Origin of the sequence: Mesonia mobilis DSM 19841 (genome assembly GCF_000423405.1) — a bacterium.
In the GTDB taxonomy this organism is placed as follows: Bacteria; Bacteroidota; Bacteroidia; order Flavobacteriales; family Flavobacteriaceae; genus Mesonia; species Mesonia mobilis.
Map to the genome: position 1 here is coordinate 306,323 of NZ_AUHX01000001.1, position 26,685 is coordinate 333,007.

21 protein-coding genes are annotated in these 26,685 nt (G+C 35.1%); 8 read left to right on the forward strand and 13 right to left on the reverse strand.

What is annotated here, in order from left to right; translation table 11 throughout:
- Window positions 1–83 precede the first annotated feature (83 nt).
- Both G551_RS0101345 and G551_RS0101350 read right to left on the reverse strand, forming a co-directional pair.
- Window positions 84–704, reverse strand: coding sequence for a YqaA family protein (locus G551_RS0101345; RefSeq protein ID WP_027883881.1), 621 nt, complete (start codon window positions 702–704; stop codon window positions 84–86).
- A gap of 73 nt (window positions 705–777) precedes the next feature.
- A complete protein-coding gene (locus tag G551_RS0101350) occupies window positions 778–2,058 on the reverse strand; it encodes a mechanosensitive ion channel family protein (protein WP_027883882.1) in 1,281 nt (426 codons plus the stop codon).
- Between the two features lie 143 nt (window positions 2,059–2,201).
- Here G551_RS0101350 and G551_RS0101355 point away from each other — a divergent pair, with 143 nt between their 5' ends.
- Both G551_RS0101355 and G551_RS0101360 read left to right on the forward strand, forming a co-directional pair.
- Window positions 2,202–4,448 (forward strand): FUSC family protein, encoded by a 2,247-nt coding sequence (locus tag G551_RS0101355; RefSeq protein WP_027883883.1) that lies wholly within the window; start codon window positions 2,202–2,204, stop codon window positions 4,446–4,448.
- A complete protein-coding gene (locus tag G551_RS0101360) occupies window positions 4,432–5,346 on the forward strand; it encodes an SdiA-regulated domain-containing protein (RefSeq protein WP_036243077.1) in 915 nt (304 codons plus the stop codon). Before G551_RS0101355 ends, G551_RS0101360 begins: the two co-directional genes overlap by 17 nt.
- Here G551_RS0101360 and G551_RS0101365 read toward each other — a convergent pair whose 3' ends face one another.
- Complete coding sequence (locus G551_RS0101365) at window positions 5,347–7,659, reverse strand: transglycosylase domain-containing protein (protein WP_027883885.1); 2,313 nt, start codon at window positions 7,657–7,659, stop codon at window positions 5,347–5,349.
- Window positions 7,660–7,671: 12 nt separating this feature from the next.
- Window positions 7,672–8,442, reverse strand: a complete 771-nt coding sequence (locus G551_RS0101370) for a DUF1206 domain-containing protein (RefSeq protein WP_027883886.1) — start codon at window positions 8,440–8,442, stop codon at window positions 7,672–7,674.
- A 180-nt stretch (window positions 8,443–8,622) separates the two neighbouring features.
- Between G551_RS0101370 and G551_RS0101380 the strand changes: the two genes are divergently transcribed.
- Window positions 8,623–9,348: an SDR family oxidoreductase gene (locus G551_RS0101380; protein WP_027883887.1), complete on the forward strand. Its 726-nt coding sequence runs from the start codon at window positions 8,623–8,625 to the stop codon at window positions 9,346–9,348.
- A 10-nt stretch (window positions 9,349–9,358) separates the two neighbouring features.
- The gene (locus tag G551_RS0101385) at window positions 9,359–10,309 is read left to right on the forward strand and encodes an aldo/keto reductase (RefSeq protein ID WP_027883888.1); all 951 of its coding nucleotides are present in this window, start codon (window positions 9,359–9,361) and stop codon (window positions 10,307–10,309) included.
- A gap of 58 nt (window positions 10,310–10,367) precedes the next feature.
- Here G551_RS0101385 and G551_RS0101390 read toward each other — a convergent pair whose 3' ends face one another.
- Window positions 10,368–11,234, reverse strand: a complete 867-nt coding sequence (locus tag G551_RS0101390) for a sigma-70 family RNA polymerase sigma factor (RefSeq protein WP_027883889.1) — start codon at window positions 11,232–11,234, stop codon at window positions 10,368–10,370.
- A 155-nt stretch (window positions 11,235–11,389) separates the two neighbouring features.
- Entirely contained in the window at window positions 11,390–11,818 is a 429-nt protein-coding gene (locus G551_RS0101395; RefSeq protein ID WP_027883890.1) for an FKBP-type peptidyl-prolyl cis-trans isomerase, read from the reverse strand.
- A 264-nt stretch (window positions 11,819–12,082) separates the two neighbouring features.
- Here G551_RS0101395 and G551_RS16625 point away from each other — a divergent pair, with 264 nt between their 5' ends.
- Complete coding sequence (locus G551_RS16625; RefSeq protein ID WP_169558799.1) at window positions 12,083–12,220, forward strand: hypothetical protein; 138 nt, start codon at window positions 12,083–12,085, stop codon at window positions 12,218–12,220.
- Window positions 12,221–12,263: 43 nt separating this feature from the next.
- Window positions 12,264–12,416 carry a hypothetical protein gene (locus G551_RS16630; protein WP_169558800.1) on the forward strand — a complete coding sequence of 51 codons (153 nt, stop codon included), beginning with the start codon at window positions 12,264–12,266 and terminating at the stop codon, window positions 12,414–12,416.
- Between the two features lie 67 nt (window positions 12,417–12,483).
- Here the strand turns inward: G551_RS16630 and recQ are convergent, their stop codons facing one another.
- From recQ to G551_RS0101440, 7 genes are all read right to left on the reverse strand, one after another.
- A complete protein-coding gene (recQ, locus tag G551_RS0101410) occupies window positions 12,484–14,601 on the reverse strand; it encodes a DNA helicase RecQ (protein ID WP_027883891.1) in 2,118 nt (705 codons plus the stop codon).
- A gap of 55 nt (window positions 14,602–14,656) precedes the next feature.
- Window positions 14,657–18,658 (reverse strand): DUF2194 domain-containing protein, encoded by a 4,002-nt coding sequence (locus G551_RS0101415; RefSeq protein ID WP_084626353.1) that lies wholly within the window; start codon window positions 18,656–18,658, stop codon window positions 14,657–14,659.
- Complete coding sequence (locus G551_RS0101420; RefSeq protein ID WP_027883893.1) at window positions 18,659–20,653, reverse strand: hypothetical protein; 1,995 nt, start codon at window positions 20,651–20,653, stop codon at window positions 18,659–18,661. It lies immediately after the preceding gene.
- A gap of 23 nt (window positions 20,654–20,676) precedes the next feature.
- Window positions 20,677–21,483 carry an endo alpha-1,4 polygalactosaminidase gene (locus G551_RS0101425; RefSeq protein WP_027883894.1) on the reverse strand — a complete coding sequence of 269 codons (807 nt, stop codon included), beginning with the start codon at window positions 21,481–21,483 and terminating at the stop codon, window positions 20,677–20,679.
- Complete coding sequence (gene pelG, locus G551_RS0101430) at window positions 21,470–23,074, reverse strand: exopolysaccharide Pel transporter PelG (RefSeq protein WP_027883895.1); 1,605 nt, start codon at window positions 23,072–23,074, stop codon at window positions 21,470–21,472. Before pelG ends, G551_RS0101425 begins: the two co-directional genes overlap by 14 nt.
- Window positions 23,075–23,077: 3 nt before the next feature.
- On the reverse strand, window positions 23,078–24,574 hold the full coding sequence (pelF, locus tag G551_RS0101435) for a GT4 family glycosyltransferase PelF (RefSeq protein ID WP_027883896.1): 1,497 nt from the start codon (window positions 24,572–24,574) through the stop codon (window positions 23,078–23,080).
- Window positions 24,575–24,698: 124 nt separating this feature from the next.
- Window positions 24,699–24,971: a hypothetical protein gene (locus G551_RS0101440; protein ID WP_027883897.1), complete on the reverse strand. Its 273-nt coding sequence runs from the start codon at window positions 24,969–24,971 to the stop codon at window positions 24,699–24,701.
- A 140-nt stretch (window positions 24,972–25,111) separates the two neighbouring features.
- Between G551_RS0101440 and G551_RS15195 the strand changes: the two genes are divergently transcribed.
- Both G551_RS15195 and G551_RS0101450 read left to right on the forward strand, forming a co-directional pair.
- Complete coding sequence (locus tag G551_RS15195; protein ID WP_169558801.1) at window positions 25,112–26,044, forward strand: alpha/beta hydrolase; 933 nt, start codon at window positions 25,112–25,114, stop codon at window positions 26,042–26,044.
- Window positions 26,044–26,616 (forward strand): Crp/Fnr family transcriptional regulator, encoded by a 573-nt coding sequence (locus G551_RS0101450; protein WP_027883898.1) that lies wholly within the window; start codon window positions 26,044–26,046, stop codon window positions 26,614–26,616. The genes G551_RS15195 and G551_RS0101450 overlap by 1 nt, the downstream gene beginning before the upstream one ends.
- The last annotated feature ends 69 nt before the right edge of the window (window positions 26,617–26,685 follow it).

Consider the following 26,685-nt stretch of genomic DNA (forward strand, 5'->3'; position numbering starts at 1 on the left):
CTGAAACATTCAATTTATAAAAATGAAAAAGCCAGATTTTAGAATCTGGCTTTTTTTATAGGTTGAAATTTAATTGAATTTTTTTAGTTGAGTGCTCCAAAAATAGCGACACCATATAAGAAGAAACGTAAGAAACGTAACAATCCGAATAGTAAATAACTACCAAAAGGAAATTTAATAATCCCGGCAGCCATACTTGAGATAGAAAATGGTACCGGTAATAACGCTCCTACGATAATTAAAAAACCACCCCATTTACGCATGTTTTTAATGTGTTTGGCCATTTTTACTTCTAAGTACACAAATACCGATGGAATGCTGGCAATACCTCTTCCCATAAAATAAGAAAGAATACCACCGCAATAAGAAAGGGTAGCGATAGCTGCTAAATACCATTCTGGATGTGCAGATTTTCCTGCCCAGGCAATAAAAATTTCCGGAGGAATTAATCCTAAAATAGATTCTGAAGCAAAAAATACAGATAAAACTCCGAGTGGCGGAAAGTTATCGGTCACATATGCTAATATGTCATTAATATCGATAACGAAAAAATGAACACAAATAAGCGCAGCTATAAAAACTAAAATAGGAATAGCTGCTTTTAATAAACTTTTACCTACAAAACTATAAAACCCTGTGTAGGAGTAATATTGATGTAGGAGTTTCCATTTAGGTTTACGGTTTGTTGGGCGTTTGTTCTTCATAAGTAATAAGCGTAAAAATAAGGGGTAATTTTACACGAGCCAATAAATAAATGGTAAGAATTAGTTAATAAAATTAACTTTTGTAAGTCGGATTCATCTGGCTTAATTCTCTAAAATCATATCCGGTTGGCAATTCATATAATTCTAAATTAAAATAGGGGGTAGCGGCTAATAAATGATCAAAAATATCGGCAATAATATGTTCGTAATTTTGCCATACTTTATCTTTACTAAATGCATAAATTTCTAACGGAATTCCTTGAGGTGTTGGGTCTAATTGTCGTGTCATGATCATCATATCTTTGTTGATCGCAGAATGCTGGTTTAAATAGGCATCGACATATTTTCTGAAAATTCCGAAGTTGGTCATATTTCTACCATTCAGTAACACTTCTTTATTTACTTTGTTCTTTTGGTTGTGTTGATCGATATCGGCTTGACGCTTTTCAAGATAATCGCTAATCAATTCAAATTGTTTAAATTTTTGCAATTCTTCATCGTTTATATAATGAATACTCGTCGCTTGTATTAAGAGTGCTCTTTTTATTCTTCTTCCACCGGAAACACTCATTCCACGCCAGTTTTTAAACGAATCAGAAATCAAATAATAAGTAGGGATCGTGGTAATGGTGTTATCAAAATTTCTCACTTTAACTGAAGCTAGATTAATTTCGATCACATCACCATCGGCGCCATATTTTTCCATAGTGATCCAATCGCCAATTCTTACCGTATCGTTCACCGTTACTTGAATACTGGCGACAAAACCTAAGATCGTATCTTTAAAAATTAAAAGAATAATTGCAGAAACCGCTCCTAAGGCAGTTAGAAATTCAACAATAGATTTACCGGTTAAAATGGTAAAGACTACAATAAAACCAATACCCCAAGAAAAAATTAAAAAAACCTGTAGGTAGCTTTCAATAGGTTTGTCTTTAAAATTTTCTAAAGATTTTAAAAAGTCTTTTACCGTAAGTAAAACACTTCGAATAAGCCAGATCACTAAAAATACGGTTACAATATCTAAGAAAGTATCGACCTCGTCTTTAACTTCAGGATAATCCCGCAATACAAACGGCATCACCCATTTTAAAATGAACACCGAAAGTAAATGGCAAAAGTTTAAAAATACTTTATTATGAAATAGATGATCGTCAAACTCACTAATGGTTTTTTGCGCTACTAAGCCTAATGTTCTTTTAAAAATGTTACGTAAAACTCGATTAAAAGTGTAGGTGATGATGAGTAAAATAATGGTGTTGATCACCACATTTACAAAACTTGCTGCACTTTTAGACCAACCAAAATCTATAAAAAGATCATAAAAATAATGTGTGATGCTAGTAATATCCATTTAGGCTTAAAATTTTGTACAAAAATACATTTGAAATTTTGTACTGCCAAGAAGTATTGGGCTTAGCTGATAAACTATTCTTAAAGAAACTAAAAAATTGTACAGTTTAAATAACTTTGTGCCAAACTTTGCAAACCTGCTGAATGAACCTACAACAACTCAAAACAAATTTTTTAAGATTTATCTCAGGCACCGATTTTTCTAAAGGTGTGCTTTTAGCATTTGATATGGTCTTAAAAGTTTCTGTGGCTTATTATTTTGATGCCATTCCTATTGGAGTTAGTTTGGCGATCGGTTCGTTTTTAGTTGCACCTAGCGACGTTCCCGGTAATTTAAAGCATCGACTTTTTGGGATGCTAACTGCTTTGTTTTTAGGAGTAAGCGTAACTTTACTTTCTGGTTTACTTCAGATGAATATTTGGCTAGAATTACCAATTTATTTTGTGGTTATTTTCTTCTTGGCCTACATATCTGTATATGGTTTTAGAGCTTCTTTAGTAACCTTTACCGGCCTCATCGCATTTGTTTTAGGCTTTGCCAATTTAGGTGGAGACAATCTAATCATGCATGCTGCTTTGATCGCCGCCGGCGGACTTTGGTTTATATTTATCACCAGTATTTATTGGATTTTAAGACCAGAAAAACACCAAGAGTTACTACTAGGGGAAACCGCGCAGTTAACCAGTAAGTTTTTAGCAATTCGATCTAAATTAGGTAATCGTAATGAACGTGAAAATCTTTTAAAAGAGCAATTCAACCTGCAAATATCCATTAACGATCTCCATGAAAGTTTACGAGAAAGTTTAATAGGAAATCGAAAGCGTTCCGGTAGATCAAATTCTGCGCGTCGTAAAATATTAGTGTTTATTGAGTTGGTCGATATTTTAGAGTTGAGTATTGCGCATCCGGTGAATTTTCAAAAAGTAGATGAATTGAATGAAGATTTTCCGGAGATGATTTCAGCAATCGAAAAATTACTGATTTTAATGAGCGATCGGCTTCAGGATATTTCGAATTTTTTAATCGATGGAAAGACTATTCAATCTCATAAAAAAATACCGGAGCAACTTCAGTTTATCGACGATTTAATTGAAACCTATAAAAAAACAGAACCTTACCCGCAATCGAGACCTATGATTTTGCTGATGCGAAATCTATTAGATTACGAGAAAAAGCAATATGAAAAAATTCTGTCGATCGAAAGGATTTTAGGAGCGATAAACGACCGGAACAAAGTAAAATTAGGGCATAGAAAGATTGAACAATTTATCACGCCCACCGATTATTCCTTCAGCATATTAAAAGAAAACTTCAGTTTATCGTCAACTATTTTTAGGCATAGTTTGCGCTTAGCGATCTTAATGATCGCCGGTATTTTAATTGGTCATTTTTTTCATCTTCAAAACTCGTATTGGATTTTATTGACCATCGTCGTGATTATGCGACCTAATTACGGACTTACCAAAGAGCGTTCGAAACAGCGAATTTTAGGAACCGTAATTGGTGGTTTACTCGCTTTGGCTATTGTTTTATTGATCGAGAATCCTTGGGTTTATGTGGTTTGCGGCGTAGTAAGTTTAATTATGGCTTTCTCGATGCTTCAAAAAAACTATGTAGGCGCAGCCATTTTTATCACTTTAATGGTGGTTTTTCTGTACGCGTTAATTCAGCCCGATGCAGTGAATGTGGTGCAGTTTAGAATTATCGACACTATTATTGGCGCGGTGTTGGCCATTATCGGAAATAAATTTATACTTCCTGCCTGGGAACATTTGGAGATTGAAAATACCATTGCCAATACCATCGAAAAAAATATCGCTTACCTAAAAGAGATCGATAAGTATTACCATAACAAAGAAAAACTTTCAAACTCGTATAAACTGGCAAGAAAAGAGGCTTTTTTAGCAATGGGGAATTTGAGTGCTGCCTTTCAGCGAACTTCTCAAGAGCCTAAATCTAATCAAAAACAATATGCTTCTATTTATCGCTATACGGTGCTTAACTATACGTTTTTAACCTCTTTGGCGAGTTTGGGTACTTTTATTAGAACGCATAAAACTACCGAAGCTTCTATCTATTTTGAAACCTATGTAAATTATATTCTGAAGAATTTGCAGGCAGCCATTCAAAAGCTCAACCAATCGGTTCAATTAGAATATAATGAAGACTATTCGCTAGACGCCGCGGAAGAATACCTTGAAAAAGAAAATCAAAAATTACACGATATTCGAGATCAAGAAGTGAAAGAAGGCTATCAAGAAATTAGCAATACCTTAAGAACAAAAATGCAGGAAGTTCAGTTAATTTCAGAACAATTAAAATGGTTGCATCAAGTCTCTATCAATTTAAAAAACATAACTAGTAAGAAAACCTATGAAAGATTATTTTAAAAGTCCGCCGTTTTTTATCACTATCGGGATTTTACTATTAGTCGGCATTATTTATTATTTCTCAAAAGATAAATATTACATCGAATATACCGATTCTAGCCAGATTAAAATTATAAATAAATGGCCGTTACCGCGAGTGTTAGAAGAAGTTTCTGCAATTGCTTATTTAGATAATGAGCGTGTGGCTTGTGTTCAAGATGAAGTGGGCGATATTTTTATTTATAATTTAGTAAGTGAACAAATAGAAAACCGTATTAACTTTGCTAAAGATGACGATTTTGAAGGATTAACGATGGTGAAAAATAAGGCTTACGTACTTCGAAGCGATGGAAACATTTTTAGGGTAGAAGACATTACCGTAAAAAACCCGAAAGTAGAAAAATTTGAAACCGGACTTTCTTACAAATACGATTTTGAAGGTTTATGTTACGATCAAAAAAATAATCGTTTGCTCGTAGCCGCAAAGAGTTACGGACCTAATAATGACGATCGTTTTAAGCCAGTTTTTGCCTTTAATTTACGTACCAATAAAATTGAAAAAGAACCTGCTTTTAAGTTGAATTATGATAATCCTGTATTTGAAGGTTTAGATGCTGCCGGAGACGAAAAAGTATTTAGAACTTCAGAAATAAATATTCATCCTAAAACCGGACAGATTTATATGTTAGACGGTGTAATTGGTAAACTTTTAATTTTAGATGAAAAATGGAACGCTCAAGATCTCTACATCTTTAATCCAGATGATTTTCCGCAGCCGGAAGGCATTACTTTTTCACCCGAAGGAAAAATGTTGATTTCTAATGAAGGAGAATGGGATCCTGCCAATATTCTAGAGGTAGAATTGAAAGGACCTCCCAAAGAAAAACCAACGATAGAAACAGAACAAGCGACGCCTTAATTATTCGTCGTCTTCCTCTTTTTTTCCTTTTAAGAAAGAGAAAATACCCCCTTTTTTCTTTTTCTCTTTCTTAAATTCTTTTTTGTCTTTTTCGCCTCCAAATAACTTTTTAAAGAAACCATCTTCTTTAGAAAGCTCACAATCTAGATCATTCAAGACTTCATCATCTGGCGTTTCAAATTTTGCTTGAGTAATGGAGTTGAAGTCTTCATCGCGATTGAGTTCTTGCATAAATTCACCAAAAATAGGTAATGCTGAGTTTGCTCCTTGGCCAATACCGGTACTGCTAAAACCAATACGCTGATCGTCGTTTCCTACCCAAGTTACCGTAACTAATTTCGGAGTAATCCCTACAAACCAGCCGTCTTTATTATCTTGAGTCGTTCCGGTTTTTCCGGCGATATCGTTACTTAAACCGTAGATATTTCGAATTCTTGTAGCCGTACCTTCATTAATGGTAGCTTTCATAAATTCTAACATCACTTGTCGTGTATAATCGCTGTAAACCTGTTCAGGTTCTTCTTCTTCAGGTTCATTTTCAAAAATAAGATTCCCGTTCTTATCTTCAATTTTAGTGATAAATAGTGGAGTAGTGGGTTTACTTTCATTTACAAAGCTTGTATAAGCCTTAGCAAGTTCTAATAAACCTAGATTTTCTGTTCCCAAAGCAATCGATGGTACTTCTTCAATTTCACTTTCAATTCCCATTTTGTGAGCAAGATCAATTACTTTTTCAATGCCAACTTCATTCATCACTTTTACGGCAATGGTATTTACAGAATTACTCAAGGCTTTTTCTAAACTGTAATTTAGATCAGGATCATTAAGTCCGCCGGCATTTTTTGGCGTCCAATCATCCATATCAGTATAAGTAACCTCTTTTACTGGAAAATACGTACAAGGTTCCATTCCGTTTTCGATCGCTGCGGTGTACACAAAAGGTTTAAAAGTTGAACCTACTTGGCGCTTGCTTTGGCTCACGTGATCGTATTTAAAGTAACGATAATCGATACCACCAATATATGCTCTAACCGCTCCGTTTTCGGGATCTAAAGCAACCATTCCGCTATTTAAGAACTTTAAATAATGTTGTAAGCTATCGATGGTAGAAGCTTGTACAACTTTATTCTCATTCCACTCAAACAACTCAACTTCCTTTTTTACAGTTAAACTGTCTTTAATCTGAGCTTCAGAAAGATCTTGCGCTTGTAGTTGTTGGTAACGCTTTAACTTTTTTAGGTTACTTTCTAAAATTTTCTTATTGGTGAGCCAAGGAGCTCGATTGCCATAAGCATCTTCATAAGTTTGCTGAAGTTTAGCCATATGTTTTTGCATGGCTTCTTCAGCATATTTTTGCATCGTTAAATCGAGCGTCGTGTAAATTTTTAAACCATCGCGGTAAATATTATAATTCGATCCGTCTGGTTTTAAGTAGTCTTTGTCTTTAAGAAGTTTTTCAACTTTCTTTTTAATATTTTCTCTAAAATAAGGAGCAACCCCTTGATTAGGCGCGTAATATTGATAATCTAATTCAATTTTAGATTGCATTGCATCGCTACCTTCTTTTTCTGAAAGATAGCCGTACTTTACCATTTGCTGAAGCACGACATCACGGCGCAATTGGCTACGTTCCGGGAATAATCTTGGGTTGTAACTGTGATTTGCTTTTAAAGAACCTACTAAGGTTGCTGCTTCAGGTAAACTAAGTTCTTTGGTGTGTTTGTTGAAAAATTTAAGCGAAGCACTTTCAATTCCGTAAGTGTTATCACTAAAAGGCACGGTGTTAAAATACATGGTTAAGATATCTTTTTTCGAATAAATATCTTCCATTCGTTGAGCTACGATGCTTTCTCTAATTTTGTTCACCACAATACCCAGCGAACCATAATCTTTTCTTCCGAAGCTATTTTTAGCTAGTTGAAGGGTAATAGTACTACCACCACCGGAAGATTCATCTGAAAGTAAAATGGTTTTAAAGAAAACTCGTAATAAACTCTGATTATCAACCCCGTCATGTTCGTAAAATCGAACATCTTCTGTAGCTACCAAAGCATCGATTAAAGGTTTAGGTAGATCGTTGTAAGTAACACTTTGTCTGTCGAATACGTAAAACTTACCAATAAGTTGTTCATCTTTGTCAAGTATTTGAGTGGCCTGACTTTGTTTAAGATCACTCAACTCTTTTTTGGTAGGCACTTCTCCCCAAAATCCAACATATATACTGGCGTAAAAGCCGGCAACAACTATAATAAAAAATAAGAATAAATAGGAAATACGCTTTACCCATTTATTCTTAAAAAATTTCTTCAACATACATTTAAATCGTTAATCAAACTTTTTGTGTTTCGATAAAAGCACTACAAAAATACCATAACAAGCCAAACCTGCCGCAACTAAACCTAAAAGAATATCGCCGTAACTTGAATCTTGTAAGAATGAAAACGCATCTTGGGTACCTTTAATTTCATTTTGACCAGAATATAATCCTGCTTTTAAGAAAAAGAAAGCAATGATCCCAGAAACCACAGCTCTCGCGTAGTAACCAAAATAACCGGCGTTTTTAGCTAATTTGTGGTATTTAAGATCTGCGATCGAATATTCATCCATAAACTTTTTCTGGTAGGCCTTTTTAAAATGAAAAATCGCTTTTACGGCAAGCGCAACACCTATAATAATAAAAACTATCGTAATGACGGTTGGTCCAAAGGTATCTACATAATTTTGCCCACCGGAAGAACTTCCGCCACCGGCAACTACTTTTTTAATAGCGAGTCCCGCTAAAGCTAAATAGATTAAACCGCTCACTCCAAAGCCGGTACGTTTTAATTTTGCTTTGGTATCGCTACCTTCATTTTCGGGATCACTAAAACATTGGATAAATCGCCAAACCGAATACGAGATTAACCCCAAAGCTAAAACAATGAGAATCACATTACCTAAAGGTTGCTTTTCTAAGAAATCGAGTACTTTAAATTTTCCCGATTTAGAACCGCCCATATTCAAGGCAGATAATAAAGTTAATATTCCGGAGATAAGATAAATACTTCCCTTGGCAAATAAACCAAATTTTGAAATTTTTTTAGTAGAATCTTTCATTTTCAGTTGGTTAGTTGTTTTTATTTTGAAATTTACAAGACATTTATCAAACCACTCCGGCAATTTATATAAGTTTAACAAGAGATTTTCGCAACGTTAAATTCTTCCAAAAGAATTAAAGTATTCGCTTTTTTTCTATATTCTACAATATCTTTAAACTTTAAAAACAACCTTAAACTTATGAGTACTTTAAAAAATAAAACTGCCTTTATTACCGGCGGAAGTAAAGGAATTGGCTTTGGGATTGCTCAAGCTTTAATTAACGAAGGCGTAAATGTTGCCATCACTAGTAGATCTCTGCAAGCGGCACAAGATGCAGCAGAAAAATTATCTTCAGATAAAGCGAAAGCACTAGGCTTAAAAGCAGATGTTCGAAATTTAATCGATCAAGAAGAAGCGATCAAAGCCACCGTAAAAGAATTTGGTCAAGTAGACTATGTGATCGCAAATGCAGGACTTGGACATTTTGCTTCTATTGAAGAATTAACCGATAAGCAATGGCGAGAAACCATCGATACCAATCTTACCGGTGTATTTTATACCATTAAATCTTCCGTGGCAGAATTAAAAAAATCTGAAGGTTATTTTATTACCATCTCTAGTTTAGCAGGAACCAATTTCTTTGCTAACGGAGCAGCTTATAATGCGAGTAAATTTGGACTTACCGGTTTTACGCAAGCAGTGATGCTCGATTTAAGAAATGAAGGGGTAAGTGTTTCTACCATTATGCCGGGATCGGTTTCTACCCATTTTAACGGAAATAATCCTGAAGAGAAGAAAGCCGAAGAAGCTTGGAAGATACAGATTGAAGATTTAGGAGAGTTAGTGGTAGATCTCTTTAAAATGAATAAGAGAACCTTACCAAGTAAAATAGAAGTAAGACCTTCACAACCCGGAAAAAAATAAAAACCACGCTATGAAAAAGAAAAAATTTGGAAACTCCAATTTAGAAACCAATCCGATTATTTTTGGAGGAAATGTTTTTGGGTGGACTTTAGATGAAAAAGAATCATTTAAAATTTTAGATGAACTTTTTGAAAAAGGTTATCGAACCATCGATACGGCCGATGTCTATTCTCGCTGGGCTGAAGGCAACGAAGGTGGAGAGTCTGAAGCAATTATCGGTAAGTGGATGAAAGAACGCGGTATTCGTGATCAAATAGGTTTACATACCAAAGTAGGCTCAGATATGGGTCAAGGGCACAAAGACATTTCTAAATCTTATATTCTAAAAGCAGTTGAAGATTCTTTAAAGCGTTTGCAAACCGACTATATCGATCTATATTACACACATTGGGACGACGATAAAACTAAAGTTGAAGAGACTCTAGGAGCTTACCAACAACTTATTGAAAGTGGGAAAGTAAATCATATTGGTGCTTCCAATTTATCTCCGCAACGATTGTTAGAATCATTAGATGCCCATAAAGTTCATGAATTACCGAAATATGAAGTTTTTCAGCAACAATACAATTTGGTGGAAAGAAATGATTTTGAAGGCGAAATCAAAGAAATATGTGAACAAAATGGAGTAGGAGTAGCGACATATTTTTCATTAGCCAGCGGATTTTTAACCGGAAAATACCGTAAAGAAGAAGATTTTGAAGGAAAAAAACGTAAAGGTTTTGTAGAGAAATACTTAAACCGTCAAGGCTTAGCAATTTTAGACGCCTTAGACAAAATTGCTGAAGAACATCAAGTAACCAATGCTGCGGTGGCTCTAGCGTGGATCATGAATCGACCAGGCGTTACAGCACCAATTGCTAGTGCTACCAAATCTTCACATATTGAAGCATTTGACGAAGCTATACAATTACAGCTTTCTGAAGATGAAATGAATAAACTTAACGAAGTAAGTAAAAAGTAATTTCAATCTACTTTAAAACAAAAAAAGCGTGATTAAAATCACGCTTTTTTTATATCAATTATCCTAAGTATTTTTTAAGGATTTTATTTTTAGACTGGTGTTTTAAACGTCTAATTCCTTTTTCACGAATTTGGCGAACACGCTCTCTACTTAAATCGAACGTATCTCCAATTTCTTGTAAAGTCATCGCAGGTTGATTACCGATCCCGTAATTTAAACGAATAACATCGGCTTCACGAGTTGAAAGGGTATCTAAAGCTCTATTGATCTCAATACTTAATGAATCTTGCATCAAGCTATCATCAGGATTTGGAGATTCACCAGAACTTAAAACATCGTAAAGATTAGAGTCATTTTCGCCTTCTTTAAATGGAGCATCCATCGATAAATGTCTACCAGAATTTTTCATCGCGGCTTTTACCTGAGAAACCGGCATATCTAATTCTTTAGCAACTTCTGGAGCAGAAGGTGGGCGCTCTAAGGATTGTTCTAAATGTGAATAAGCTTTATTTATTTTATTAATGACTCCAATTTTATTCAACGGAAGTCTTACAACTCTAGATTGTTCGGCTAAGGCTTGTAAAATTGATTGTCTAATCCACCAAACGGCGTAAGAAATAAATTTAAAACCACGCGTTTCATCAAAACGTTTTGCGGCTTTTACTAAACCAACATTTCCTTCATTAATTAAATCGGGAAGTTTTAAACCTTGATTTTGATATTGTTTTGCTACCGAAACAACAAACCTAAGATTCGCATTAGTTAATTTTTCAAGAGCGCGTTGATCGCCTTCTCTAATGCGCTGGGCCAACTCAACTTCTTCGTCTGCAGTAATCAAATCTACTTTACTAATATCTTGTAGATATTTGTCTAAAGACTTCGATTCTCTGTTGGTAACCTGCTTGGTAATTTTAAGTTGTCTCATATATTTTCTTGTTTGTAATTGATATCGATTTTCATTATAACATATTTTATCGGTTTTTCCAAATTATAAGATAGATAAAACTTATAGTGTTATAAATAAAAAAATCACAGGCAATAATTTATCACCTGTGATTTAACGAAATATTTCTGAAAATATTATTTAATCTCTACCACTTCTACGTCGAAGATCAAGTCTTTTCCTGCTAATGGGTGGTTAGCATCAATTACGATAGAATCGTCTTTTACTTCAGCAACTCTTAATTGACGCTCAGAACCGTCAGGATTTTTAGCCACTAAGCCCATCCCAACTTCCGGAGTAATTTCTTGTGGTAATTGTTCTTTTGGTACTTCTTGAAAAAGCTCTTTTTGAACATCACCGTAAGCTTCAGCCTGAGGAATTTCGATAGTTTTCTTATCGTTCACTTTCATGTCGATAAGTCCTTTTTCAAGTCCAGGAATAATTTGGCCACCTCCAATGGTAAATTCAATAGGATCTCTTTCTAAAGAACTATCAAATACTTGACCGTCTTGAAGTTTACCGGTATAATGAATTTTTACAGTGTCATTTTCTTTTACTTGACTCATAAATTTGTTTTTCAATTTTAATAAACTGAAAATTAACTAACTAGCTAATTTTCTTTGAGCGCGAAACTACAAAGATGTATTCGAAATGCCACACGGAAAGCCACCAAATCCTTTTCATTAAGAAAAACTTAACATTTATGTCTTATATGAGTAAGTATTTATATAATTTCTTAAGAAGCCATTAAAAGTTTTCTTAATTAAGATTCTCTTAATAAAAACTTGTCGGTTAATTTATAATTTCAGACTCACAACAAAAAAGCTTGTATGATGAATACTAACCAAAATCCAACGACGAGTACCGAGGACTTAGAAGAAAACGCTAAAAGTCATACTTCTTCAACTATTGCAGTAGTATTAATGGTACTCATTACGTTAGCGGTAATCTTTTTATTACCTGCATAAAATTTGAATCTATAGAAAATAACTACTTTTAAATTTATAACCAATGACTGCCGATCCTAAGAAAAATCAACATCACGAAGATTATATCTTAAAAGATAATAAGAAGACCAAATTTGGTGCTACTTTTATCATTATCGTATTAATTTTACTAGTTATCGCAGTAGCTGTTTCTGGTTTTTATATGGAATGGTGGTAAACTAAACTATTACTAATCGATCAACTTAGCGAACAAGCTTCAAAATATTAATTTTGAAGCTTGTTTTTTATGTGGTGGTTTCTTTCTCGATCGCGCTCAAGGCTAACCTAATTTTATAATATGGTATTTCTTCTTTGAAGTATTCAAAATAGGGTTTTAGTCCATCAGGTGAATCTAAGGCAGCTTTTGCTTTCTTGATCTGATCGATGGTTGCTTGCTCAACAAAATCTAAAATATTTATACCTTTATTTTCAGTATATAATTTTGCGACGTGAGAATAAATCGTAGTTGCTGCCAAGTTTCTTTTTTCAGCAATTTCTTCGACACTTAAACCTTGTTGGTAAAGGTCTAAAGTCACTTTATGCGTATTGGCTTTTTTCTTTTTCTGCTGGTTGAATTTTTTAATTTCAGCCATAAATAAATCTCCGTAAACTTCTAATTTACGCTCACCAACTCCGCTAATTTTTAAGAAATCATCTTCACTTAATGGGCGTTCACGCTCAATTTCTTTAAGCGTAGCATCGTTAAAAATTAAGTATGCCGGGATGTCTTCTTCTTGCGCGATTTGATAACGAAGCTGACGCAATTTTTCAAAAAGACTTTCTTTCTTAACTTTTTTCTCTTTGGCAGTTGGTGCTGTAGATTTTTTAGTTTGCTCTTTAAGATCTTTAGGTTTCGTTAGCCAAACTTTTTCTTTTTCAAATAAAACTTTTTTAGCCACTTCGGTTAATTGCAAAGCGTTTTGACGATGAAAAGCAATTTCGCAAAAACCTTGATTGATCAATTGGGTAAGGTAATGCTGCCAATCGCGCCAAGCGGTTTCTTTACCGGCACCATAAGTTTTGATGTGTTGATAGTTTTTGGAGAGAATCGCTGCATTTTGTGCACCACGCAATACATCGATCACAATACCGGCGGGTTCACTATTTTGAAGTCTTGCCACACACGATAATAGTTTTTGAGCATAAATGGTTCCGTCAAAAAATCGAGGCGGATTTTCACAAACGTCGCAATTCCCACAATTTTCTTCTAAGTATTCACCAAAATAGCCCAATAAAATTTTTCTTCGGCAATCGGTCGCTTCTGCAAACTCTTTCATCCGATCGAGTTTGGCGTTTTGTAAATCTTCGTTAGAAGCTCCTTCTGTAAATCTTCTTAACTGAATCACATCGGCATACGTATGAAAAAGCAAGGCGTTAGAAGCTAAACCATCACGACCGGCGCGGCCAATTTCTTGGTAATAGCCTTCAATATTTTTAGGCATATTGTAATGGATCACGAAGCGAACATTCGATTTATCGATGCCCATCCCGAAAGCTACCGTGGCACAAACTACTTTTGTTTTATCAAAAATAAAATCTTCCTGTACTTTAGAGCGATCTTCAAAACTTAAGCCGGCGTGGTAAGCAGTTGCTTTGATTCCTTTATGCTGAAGTTTTTCAGCAAGTTTTTCAGTTCCTTTTCTACTTAAACAATAAATAATACCCGATTCTTCACGTCTTTTTTCAACAAAATCTAAGATTTGTTTCACTCGATTTTCTGCAGGACGTACTTCAAGTTTAATATTCTTACGATCAAAAGAACTTAAAAACTGTTGCGCATTTGGGATATTTAATTGCTCCAAAATATCTTGGCGCGTAGCTTTATCTGCGGTGGCGGTTAATGCAATGATCGGCGTTTGAGGTAAAGAGCGTTTTAGAAAACCCAATTGTTGGTAGCTGGGTCTAAAATCGTGGCCCCAAGAAGAAATACAATGAGCTTCATCGATCGCAATACAACTAATATAACTTTCTTTTAAAATATCGTTTAATGCCGAAAGACTTTCTGGAGCTACATATAATAATTTGAGTTTCTTTTGCGCAACCTGATCTAAAATTTCTTGTTGCTTGAGACTGTCTTGACTACTGTTGAAGTATTCTGCTTCAATTCCGTTGGCGTTTAAACCGTCTACCTGATCTTTCATTAAAGCGATTAATGGTGAAATTACCAGCGTAACCCCTTCAAACAATAAAGCAGGAAGCTGGTAACAGATCGATTTTCCGCCACCTGTAGGCATAATTACTAAGGTGTCATTACCCTCGAGCACATTGGTGATGATCTCTTTTTGCTGCGGTCTAAATTGATCGTAACCAAAATATTTTTTTAAAGTAGGATAGAGGTGTTCGTGTAAAATTGCTTCAGCCATCGTCAAAAAAAATTAGGACTTACAAAAGTAGCTAAAATGAAAGGAGCACGAAAACTTAATCGTAGTTTAAGTAATATTTTAAACCGAGTTGAAAACTGTTGGAATAGAAATTTTCTATCGTAAAAAATTCAGCATTGGCATTGACAAATAGATAGTCAAAAACCGGCATACTTACGCTACCGCGATAACGCTGAAAACTATCGGAAAAAGTATCTAAAAACATCGCCGCGCCAATACCGATATCAATTTGCTTGGTTTCATTTTTAATATTGTACGAAACTCCCAAACCACCATACAAACGTTCTTTGGCCGACCAGTAAGGATAACCTTGCTCCAGATCTGTATTTCCTACCAAACCAGAACCTTCTGCGTAAGGATTAAAACTGCTAAATTTTGTGACCGGAATGTTGTAAGAAAGGTTCGCTAAAATCATCGCATCGATCACGTTTTTATCGTCGTAGTGATTGGCTTCTAGGTTTCCAATGGCATTCCAATGTGAATTGATTTTCCACTCTTCATAAACATTCAACTGAGTTTGATAAATCCCTAAACTGTACGCCGGTCCTGTGATGGCAGGACGATAAAATAGTTGTAAAGAACTAAATAAACTATCTTTAGAAATTGAAGCTTCTGCCGTTAAATGATAGAAAAGTTTTTGATCTTGGTCAAATTCCACTCGAGCTTTGGCTCCGTAATTTAGTTTTTCGTAGCGTTCTTTGGTTTTAAACGCATATCGAATTCCGTATAAATAATGATCTTTATTTACTGCCGAAGTATCGACATCTAACGCATAAGCATTGTATTGCGTAAGCCCAAATGTATGTGTATTTTGTTTTTTATCTCTTACGCCATAAGCCACGATATTGGTGAGCGATGTTGGCATTAAAAGATCGCTAATTAATTCTGAATTGGTTTCGATAAAATCGTGTTGCTGAATTCGCTTTTTCTTTTCGATCTTTTTACGAACTTCAGGTAGAAAGAAATCGGGTTCTACTTCGAGTAAAGCAAATTGATTTTTCTCTGGAATATTGAGGACTTCTTTATTGAATTCATCTTGTAATTGATCTTTTTCTGGAGCATCTTTTAAAGTGGAAGCCAATTTCCAGCCTTTATCAAATTGATTTGCATACAGATACAATTGTGCCATCGTGGCTTTTATGACTTCATCTTCAGGATGTGTTTCGATATAATTGAAATATTCAGCTTCTAATTTTTGAAGATCTCCTAACTCGTACAACCACTGCAAACGATCTTTCTCTGGAAAATCTTTCACGCAAGCAGACCATTGCAAAGCTTTTCTAAAACTCCCTTGATCGCCAAACGCATAGGCCAAATCGGTTGCTTGGCTTTTCAGCTGTTTATCTTCGCAAGGCGTTGAATTAATAACTTCTTTTAAAGCAAATTTTGCATTTTTTTGAAGTAAATACTCGATGTAGCGCGAGAAGTTATGTTGCTTTAAAAACAAATATTCTCCATTTTCTAAACGCCATTCAGTCACTTCTTCTTGATTAATTTTTGTGGTGCATCGGCTCCACGAAATTGCTTCTTCTAAATGCTTATGGGTTTTATAGAACCAAGCCACCGATTCGCTTAAAGCATCGCTAAAATTAGCACAAGCATCAATGTTAGTTAAGACTTCGAGGGCTAATTCAGGATCTTTTTCAATTAACCCGTACATATATTCTTCTTGCGTTTGTGCATTTTCTTCAGCCTGAATAATCGTGGCAATTTCTTCCGTAGAAATATTCAATTCATCCAGATTTTTTTCAGTATTAAATTGAAGTAAATATTTGAGTTTTAAATCGGGTTGTTCTTCTACATATTTCGCTTGGCGAAGCATCCAACGCTGGCGGGTTTCATCGTCAGGATAATCACTGTCTTTAATAAATTGGAGTGATAAATTTACCAAAGCGCGAGAAGCTTGTTGCTGAAATGAACTTTCTAACATGGGCCAAATTTCTAAAGCTCGATTTTCCCAACCTAAATATTTGTAAAGCGTTAACCAATCGTCCTGACTTAAACCTGAGATTTGATGCTGTAACCGCAAGGTCTCTATTCGAAGCGCTACCGGAAGGTCTGAACGTTCATCACTTAATTCTTCGTAATTATCGAGGTAATCTTCGTAGGAAGCTAAAATTTCAGCAAATACAATTTCTTTGGCAGGTTCTATAAGATTAGGAAGTTGTAATTGTTTTGATTGGGTTTTGATATTTAGCAAGCTTCCTTTTAAAAAGCTTCGTTTAGAAAAACTTATCTTTTTTTCTTTTAGGTAAGTTTCTATAGGTTTTACTTGAGCTTGTGGCAGGTAAACAAACCAATAATTTTCATTTACTTCAAAAGTGGTTTTGAGTTGAATACTATCGGCACTCAATTTATAATTCACCTTACTTTTTCTCCATTTTTCGGTATGTTTTCCGGCATCGACTACTTTTTCATAACGAATAAACGGATAAATTTTCTTGGTTTTCTGTAGGTGATTTTTAAAAATAGGAAGAAAACCTAACTCGCCATTTTGTGAAGTTCGCCAACCTAAACGTTTAGAATTTCGATAGGCATAATTTCCGTGACTGGTATTTTTATCGCTGGGCACTTGGTAAACATCGTCGGGATGAATAAAATGCGACCAGATACCGGTGTATAAATAGAGGGAATGCTGATGAAATTCTTCTTCGGGTTCGATATCGTAACCAGAACTTATTCGAGGAAAATTAAAAAAATGATTGTTGTAAGGTTCCGGGTCAAATTCTCGGCCGCCACCATCTTCAAAATCGCCAATGTATAAACTACAGTTGTAACGAATGCTGGGAAGCGCTTTTTCTAATGCCGAAAAACCGAGACTATCAATGTTATTTGATGGCGGTACGTAAGTTCTGGGCAGTTTGCCGTAGCCGGAAGAGATCCACTTTTTTTCAGCAGAATTGAGCGATAAGATCATAAAATCTTCGTTGGGCCAATCTGAAGCTACTAGTGAAACGTGGTTGTAACCATGTAATCCAATCTCTTGATTTTCTGCCAAGGCCAAGCTCATGAGATGATCGGGAGCGTCGCCGGCGTGTTCTTCTAAAGTTGAAGATCGATGTTCCCATTCTTTATATAAAAAAGGAGGTTGTGTAATGTTACGGTAATCAAAACAAGGATAGGTAGAGTAAACAACATTCTCTTCTTTAGCAAGTTGAATCATATCTGGCCACCACACATTCTTATAAAATTGGGCTTGCGATAAATTCATTTCTGTTTTTACCGTTTCGGCATATACATCGTAGAGTGGCGCCGGAAAATCGTCTAAAAATATACTGGAAACATTCGCGATCGAATAAGGAATATTGGGTAAGCCTTTTAAAATAGCTGCGAAAAATAAGCCGCGATCTTGTTTTTCTGCAAATTGAGATGAATTAAAAGCAATGATTTGACCTTCGCCTAAATGATGATGAATAATTGTAGGATAATCCGGTTGGTTGTAAGCGGTTGCCCAAACTTCAACATCTTCGTTGAAGTTTTCACGTTTGAGTCCGTAATGCGGAATTTTATTCTGAAAGGTCTTATCTTTTACTCCCGGTAACATATTGATTTGAAAACGATAACCGGTAGCAGTTTGATCGACACTATAAGGCGCATCGGACTTTACACCGGCTAAAAAGCCAAATTTTTTATCATTGGCATAACCCGGTAAAAAAATGGTACCTCCCGCTGAAACAAATTTTAAGATTTTTTGGTAAGCCGTATCGTTAAGCACCCCAACATCATAAATCACTACTACTTTTGTGGTTTTGGATAGTGTAGCTTTTCCGTTAAAACCCTTCAATGAAATAACTCCGAAAGGTATTTTAGCATAATCGAGCGTCTTTCGAATATGAAGATGACAGTTTTCACTTTCTTCATTTTTAGGATTTAAAATATATTCTACCAAGGGTTGATCACTTAATGCATCAAATTGAACACGCGCGGTAGGATCACTAGCTTTGAAAACCGATTGTTGATCTTCTTCTCGGCAAGACCAGCTCATCAGGCAAAGCAAAACGCTTAAAAGAATAAGGATGTTCGAGTAGTGTTGCTTCATTTAAAAAATAAGATCGTTAATTTTACTGGCGTGAGGTTCATTTTCAATCTCGTAAACTTTTACTTCCGGTTGATTAAAGAAGAGTGAAATTTTTCTTCCGCGTTGTTTTAATACTTCAAGGGTTTTTAAGGTTTGCTGTTGTACCTGAGGTTCTGTAAAATATTTTGAATTTGAACTCTCTTCATACACAAACACAAAAGTGCTTTTAGGTAAAATAAGTTCGGGATGTTCTTGTAAGAATAAGGTGTTTGAGCGATGATCATGGTATAACGAATCTTGCACCAAATAGTCTGAATTAAAATAGCTGTAATCAATAAAATAATGACTATTTCTACTAATCGCCACGTTTTGATAAGTATTGCTTACCGCATATGAATAAGGTAATAACTTGCTGTCTAATTGATCGTAAGCCTGTATAATCTGCTCTTTAATTTTATCTTGATGAAAAGGTACTTTTGAAAGCGGATTTTTACTTAAATAGAAAATAATGACGATCACCACACTCACGGTAATTGTTATTTTATAAGCTAACTTCATTTTAAAAGTTGGGATCACCAACGAAATAAACCTAAACAAGACAAAAAAACTGATGCCGAACAAAATCGGAATAAAAACCGCATACAACTGGTTGAGTAAATCGACATCTAAAAATGAATCTTCAAAACTATTCAATACCAACAGCATATTGATATAGATTAAAAACACCATAATTTGCAGCCATTTTTTTCGATCTTTTATAAATAATATCAAAGCAAATAGTAAGGTAATTCCGGCTAAGATTTGATAGTAAAAAATAAGTTGATCAAGCGAAGTTATTAGCTGCGGACTGTAAGAATAGATATTTAATGAAAATAAGTTAGAGGCATAAAAATCGAATAAACTTACTTCTTTCACCAAACTGGCTAGGTAATGTGTTACTAAAATAAACAGCAACGAAAGCTCGAAGGCAGCAAAGGTTCTTAACAGGTAATGTTTGTTGCATTTAAAAGAAAAGACCACCGAAAGAAACAGTAACGGCAATAAGACAATAATGGTGACAAACAAATCAATAAAAAAGCAAGCCGTAAAAATTATGCTGATCCAAATAAAATAACTGCTTTTTTTCTTTCGTAAAATTGTAGGATTCAAAATAAAGATCACCGTAGGCAACACCATAGTTAGCGCTAAAAAGCTAGGCTTATGCTGAACTAATAAATTTAAATTAAGTGGTAAAAAGGCATATAAAAATAAAAAAGACAAGGCGGCAACTAAGCCCGGAATAAATTTGGTATGGGTAATTTTAAAAAGTACCCAAAAGATCACTACGGTTAAAAGCGAACTTTCTAAGAGTCCAAACGATTCAATAATAATAAGATCACTAATATCGGTGAGCGCGCCATAAAAGTTCATAATCGCATAATCGCCCATCATCGTACCTTTATGAAAAAACCAGTTTTGGCTGCTAATGTCTTTAATATTCTCTAAGCTGTTGTACCAAGGGTCAGATAGGGAGAAGGTGTCGTATTCAAAAAAGAAATAGCGTGATGCGAAAGCCACAACCGCCAACCCGAAACCAATACCAATTTGCCAAAGCCTTTCATTTCTGGAAATAAACTCTTGATCAGTTTTTTGTCGATCTTTATTTTTTCGGAAGTTTTCTTTATTAATAATCTTCTTACGATTCTCAAAATTTCTAATCGTATAGATAATAAGTCGGCTTCTAATTTTTTTAAACTGAAGTCGAAACGATTTATCTCGTTTTAAGTTGATAAAGGAAAGAACGATGAAAAACACCAGTAAGACCAAAATTGTCATTAGATCGTATGCGTTGATCTGAGTTAAAAAGAAACTTGCGATCACCAATACGCTAATAAGCATCGTATAGCGCGGAATAAAATAATCTAAGCCTACCTGATTAGAAAGCTTTAAGGTCACCAATCTGTTTAATAGGTAAACGAATACCAAAAAGATGGCAAAACGTAAAGGTCCTAAAAAAAGATCTAGATTAGCGAACATGAGTAGTGGGGTAAGGCTTTTTTCTATTTAAATTTCGGAATTTTTTGTAATTCTATTTGTCCTATAAAATAAGGCCAAGAAAAGGGTTTGATACGGTCTAAGACTTTATTTCGAAGGCGTTGCGTATCGGCATATTCAATTAAAATAATGGGTAAATTATAATTTTTCTCAATCTCTTTTAAATGATTGACTTGCTCTTCAAACTCTTTTTTATTTCGAAGTCTATAGTTGTTGGTATTAAAATTATAATTGGTGGCTACCGATTCAATCGCTACCGCATCGACATATTGATGAGTGTCTTCTGCAATAAAAACACCGGCATTTTGCAGTAAAAACATTTCAGGATAAGTGGTGTTTACTTCAGCTAAAAATTTAAGAAGTGCAGGTTTCTTTTCTGGAGTAGGACCGTAGGGACCGTAATTGTCAACATTATCAAGAAAAAGTCCGTCTAAACCTTTGGTAATCATGGCTTCCTCAAATAAATCGAGAAGTTGATCATAAGTGGGTTCATTTTCTAAATCGAGAATGTAGCTATCCCAGATTTCATTTTTCCCCAGGGTAAAATCTTTTAAACTATCGTAATAGGCGGCGTCTTTGTTTACTTCACCTAAACTAATATAGCCCAAAACAGTTTTATTTTGCTGTTTTAAAACTTCAATATCTTTTTTCGAAAAATGAATGCCTTCTAAAACGACGATCGAATAATCCTTAATTTGTTCCGGGTAAAAATCACCATAACAAAAAAGCACATCCTTTTTTTGATCCTGAGCTTTCACTCCGAAGCCGCACAATAAGCTAAGTACCATCATCATAAGGTTAATACGCTGCATAAAAATAATAATCTAAGTTTTTTAAAAATTTTAAAGTAGCTACGGTCGTGTAGCCCATAAAAAACAATGAACCAATTAGCATACCAATCACGCTATCTTCGTAGGCGACCATTCGACTTAAACTAATTCCGAAGGCTAAATTTAATAAGAATGCAATTAAAATTGCTTTTAAAGGCTTTTTATGTTGATTAAGGGTGTACAAATAAAGTACATTTAACATGCCTAAGGTTAAAAATAAATACCCAAAACTACCGATTAAACATACTTTGATACTTAGAGGTGAAAGCGTTTCGTCAAATCCTGCTTCGTAACCCCAAGGTTTGGTAATTACTCCGTATAAAAATAGGGCAATGATCACGGCGCTAATCGCAAAAATACGAAGGTGTTTAAAGTAGAGTTTTTTCATATTGCTATTAAAAACTTCAATTTTATTATACTTTAATTTTCGTTGCCAATAATCCATATTTCTACTAAAAGAAGTAATGCTATATTCTAAAACACCGGCAAGTAAGAAAAAAACAAGAATCGCTAAATCCATCCCGATTTCATAATCTTTTTCATAATAGACCACATAGGGTAAGTTTCGATTTAGGGTAGAAGACCAAGCTAAAATTCTATCGGTAAAGATGAAGGTGTAAATTAATATTCCGTAGAAAAAATAGTTGAAACTACGATACACCGAAAGCATCATTTTTGGCGTTGCATGGTAGAGTCCCTTTTTAACTTTTACCGTTCGTTTAAAAAAGTAATTTAAATAGAAAATAGCAATACCAATGGCTACCAAAATCCCCATCCAATGCACAAAATAGATAGAGATTCTAGTAAAAAAGTAAAGTGCTAAAGTCGTTCCGGTTCCTGCTACGATCGATACCGAAATCACCCAACGTTGCTTTACGGTATAAAGCGGAGATAAGACCAATAATAACACCCCAATGAGTAATGAATAAATAAAAACAATCAGTACAAATTGATAGGGGTAAAGGTGTATAAAAAAGTTAAGTCCCGAGATAATAAAAAACGTGATGATCAAAGTTTTTACGCCCGTCCACAATATTTTTTGCGTCGTTCTTTTGGTCATTAAATAATCTTCGTTGTACCAATAAAAAGAAACTTGTTTACCAATTACTTGTACAAAACCACCGGTCGTTACCAAGCCAATGATCACTCCTAAAACCACTGCCGTTGATTGCAAATTATTAAAGCCCACATACGTCCAAAGAGAAATTCCAAAAATGATGATCGAGATGACTTGCAAAAACACCGGAAAGAGATGAAAAATACCCGTACTATATTCTTTGATCAACATTTTTCGGCGAACAGATGTATAGGCATTAAGTGATATTTTTTTGAGGTTTTTTGCTTCTGCTGCTTTTTGATATTTATTTTTTAATTCAGCTTCTTGGGTAAGTTGTTCGTAAACGTAAATTGCCAAGTGAGGGATCGACTCAAAACCATAATCGTCAACAACATCTACATCTCGAATACCTAAAGACTCGATCGTTGCTGAAACCACTCGCGGATTAACCGGTTTACCATTTCGCTCTTTAATCGAAGAGATGAGCTGTTGAAGTAATTCTTTTTTTGCACTCATCGATTACCTATCGCCGGTTTTAGTGGCGTTTACTTGTTGATATACTTCTTCGTATTGTTCTATAAAATTCTTTAGGGTGAAGTTTTCTACCACGCGTTTTCTGGCGTGTTCTCCCATTTGAAATCGTAATTCTTCATTCTGTAAAAGCTGAATAACTCGCTGCCCAATTTCTTCGTGATTTTTAGGTTTACAAACAAAACCAGAACCTTCATCTAAAGCTTCCTTCACACCACCTACATCGGTAGCCACCACAGGAATTCCACAGCTCATCGATTCTATGACGGTGTATGGGAAACCTTCAGAAATAGAGGTTAAAATAGAAAGATCTCCTTCTGGAAAAATAAGATGAGGATCACTTTTTGGTCCCATTAACCGAAAGTTGTTTTTCAGTTTTAAATCTTCAATTAAATCGGTACACTCTTTGGTGTAGTCGGGTACAGCCTGATCGTCGCCATAGACCAAAAATTGAACTTGCGGTATTTTTTTTGCGACCACACCACAAGCTTTGATCATGGTTAAAATATCTTTCAGTTCAAAAATTCTTGCTGCGGCAACCACCGTAGGAACGTCTTTTAAAGGCGCAGGTTTTTCTCGAGGTTTAAATAAGGTATGATCGATCCCATTATAGATCACCTTGATTTTATCGGGATTAGCGCCGTAAAGCACTTCCCATTTTTTATTGAATATATTTACAGAGATGATCGCTTCCGATTTGTAATAGACCAAGCGGGCGATCGTTTCAGAAAACTTGATCAGCATATTTTTAAGAAAGAAAGGATATTCAGAATTATTAATCGCTAATAAACGTTCCCTTATAAAAACACCGTGCTCGGTAAGCATAATGGGCGTACCGTATTTGTAATTGGCGATAAGTGCCGGGATTAATGGAAAACCGCTTAAGGTTAAATGAGAAATATCTACTTTGGGAAGATCGACAATGGCCAGCGGAATTAAAAACCGATAGATCCAGCGCATTCCTACCGTTATATCCATCAACGCTGCCGAAGGATTATTTTTCTTTACAATATGACTTGCTACGATATCGACATAAGTTTTCCAAACGTGCTGATTACGCATGGTTTCTTTATAATCGTAATCTTCAAAATAAAGCCAAAGTTCCCGAAAAAGAAGATCTAAGAGTTTCATATCTTGATCTTCCTCATAGACAAAAGTAAGTAAACGTTCAAATAAGGGTAAAAATTTCTCTTTTACACATTCGTCGGTCGTCCATTCTTTTTTACCTACCGTTTTATAATATTCTTCGCCATAACTTACATAGTCGTAAGGCTCATCTGGCGTCCATAGTGGTACCTGAATTACTTTTTCTACGTTTTCGCTAAGTTCATACTTTGGTTTCTCTTCAAAAAAAGCATTGATGGAATATAGCGTAAAATCGACGTTATTCACCCGATCGCATAAAATATGTGCCCATGTAGAAACTCCACCGCCATTGTAGGGGTAAGTGCCTTCGGTAATGAGCATTACTTTAATTTTAGCCATTGGGGATTAACTAATGAAATGCCGAAAATACAAAATTGAATATAATTATCTGTGTACTTGTTTTTTCTAAACAAAAAAAGTGCTGCAGCAGCAACACTTTTTTACACACACAATTCACAAAAATTTATTTTGTACTATGATCTTCTTCTAAGTCATTATTATTTCCGCCTTGGCTGTAAAGATCGTTTTCTTCATCTTTAAGTCCGCTTGGGCCTTGATTTTTCTTTGCTTGATCACTGCCGGGCACATCAAGGTCATTTCCCGTAAAATCGATATCCCTTTCGCGCTCTACTAAGTTTTCATCATCGCCACCATCGTTATGAAGGTTTTCTTGATTCAGCATTTCTTTCTCTTGTTCGGTAATCTCTGAGTTGTATTGATCTTCTTTCGTTTTCATATTTTTATTTTCAAGTTAACGAGAAAAGATGAAGCGTTCTAGCGAATTAACGCCATTTAACACCACTTTAATTTCATTTTAAAACTTGTGGCGGGCAATGCTTTCAAAAAGAAATGTTATTTTGCTATAAATTTGGAAGTATGATTATTCGAAAACTATTGGTAAGCGCATGCAGCTTATGTTTTACGATAACTTTATTCGCTCAAGATGTAACATTTAAGGTTTGGGAAGGGGAAATTCCTCTTTCAAAAAAAGCGATCAATTATAAAGAAAAAGCCGAAATAGAAAACGGAAGAATGCGCAGTGTAAGTCATGTCTCTCAACCAACTCTTGCCGCATTTTTAGCGACCGAAAACATATCGAACACTGCAATTGTTATTTGCCCCGGTGGTGGCTATACGCATTTAGCCTTGGAAAAAGAAGGTTATAAGGTAGCAGAGTGGCTGAATACCTTAGGCATTCACGCGTTTGTATTGAAATACAGAATGCCGAGCCCGGAAACGATGCAACAAACAGCGATCGGCCCCTTACAAGATGCACAAAAAGCGATGCGTTTGGTACGAGCGAAAGCAAGTGAACTCAACATCAAACTTGATCGAGTAGGAGTTTTGGGTTTTTCTGCCGGCGGACATTTAGCTTCTACCTTATCGACGCATTACGATCGGGAAGTTTACCAAGTTAAAAGCAAGTATTCTGCAAGACCCGATTTTTCAATATTGATTTATCCGGTAGTTTCTATGCAAGCAGGCGTAACTCACCAAGGTTCTAAAAATGCTTTATTAGGAAAAGATGCTTCCGAAGAACTCATTCAGCAATATTCAAACGCTACACAGATCGATGCACAAACTCCGCCTAGCTTTTTAGTACACGCCACAAATGATACTGCTGTTCCTGTTGAAAATAGCATCGAATATTACTTACAACTGAAAGAATTTGACGTACCTTCAGAAATGCATCTTTATCAAGATGGAGGTCACGGTTTTGGTTTGGGTCGAGAAGGTTCACACACCCAATGGCCGGAAGCCTTAGTAAATTGGTTAACTACAAATGCTTACCTATTAAAAATTGACTAATGCGTAATAAAATATTGGAACACGTTTTAGCGATCATTGATTTATCTGAAAAAGAGCAAGACGAATTTTTAAGTATTTTAAAAGAAATAAAAATTGCTAAAAAGTCTTTTCTTATTCGTCCCGGTGATGTCGTTACCGAAGAATACTTTGTCGTAAAAGGCTGTTTGGTTGCCTATTATTTAGACGAATTAGGGAACAAGCACATTTTACAGTTTGCTGTAGAAGACTGGTGGATCAGTGATTTTGAATCATTTTTTAATGAAGTCCCTGCCAAACTTTATATTGAAGCTTTAGAAGACAGTGTTTTGTTAGGCATCGATAAGCAAGTTTTAGAAACCTTATACGATCGTATTCCTCAATTTGAACGTTTTTTTAGAGTAAAAACTACCAAAGCCTTTGTGGCCTTGCGCAGTAGAATACTTTCGAGTTTGCAAAAATCGGCTAAAGAACGCTATATAGAATTTTGTGAAACCTATCCCGATATCGAAAAGCGTTTAGCGAACTACCAAATTGCTAATTATCTAGGCTTAAAACCAGAAAGTCTTAGTCGCATTCGCAAAGAATTGGTTTAACAAACTTTAACGCCATTGCCTAACCTATATCATGAAAATTGAATGATTTCTGACTTATTTTTGTGGAAA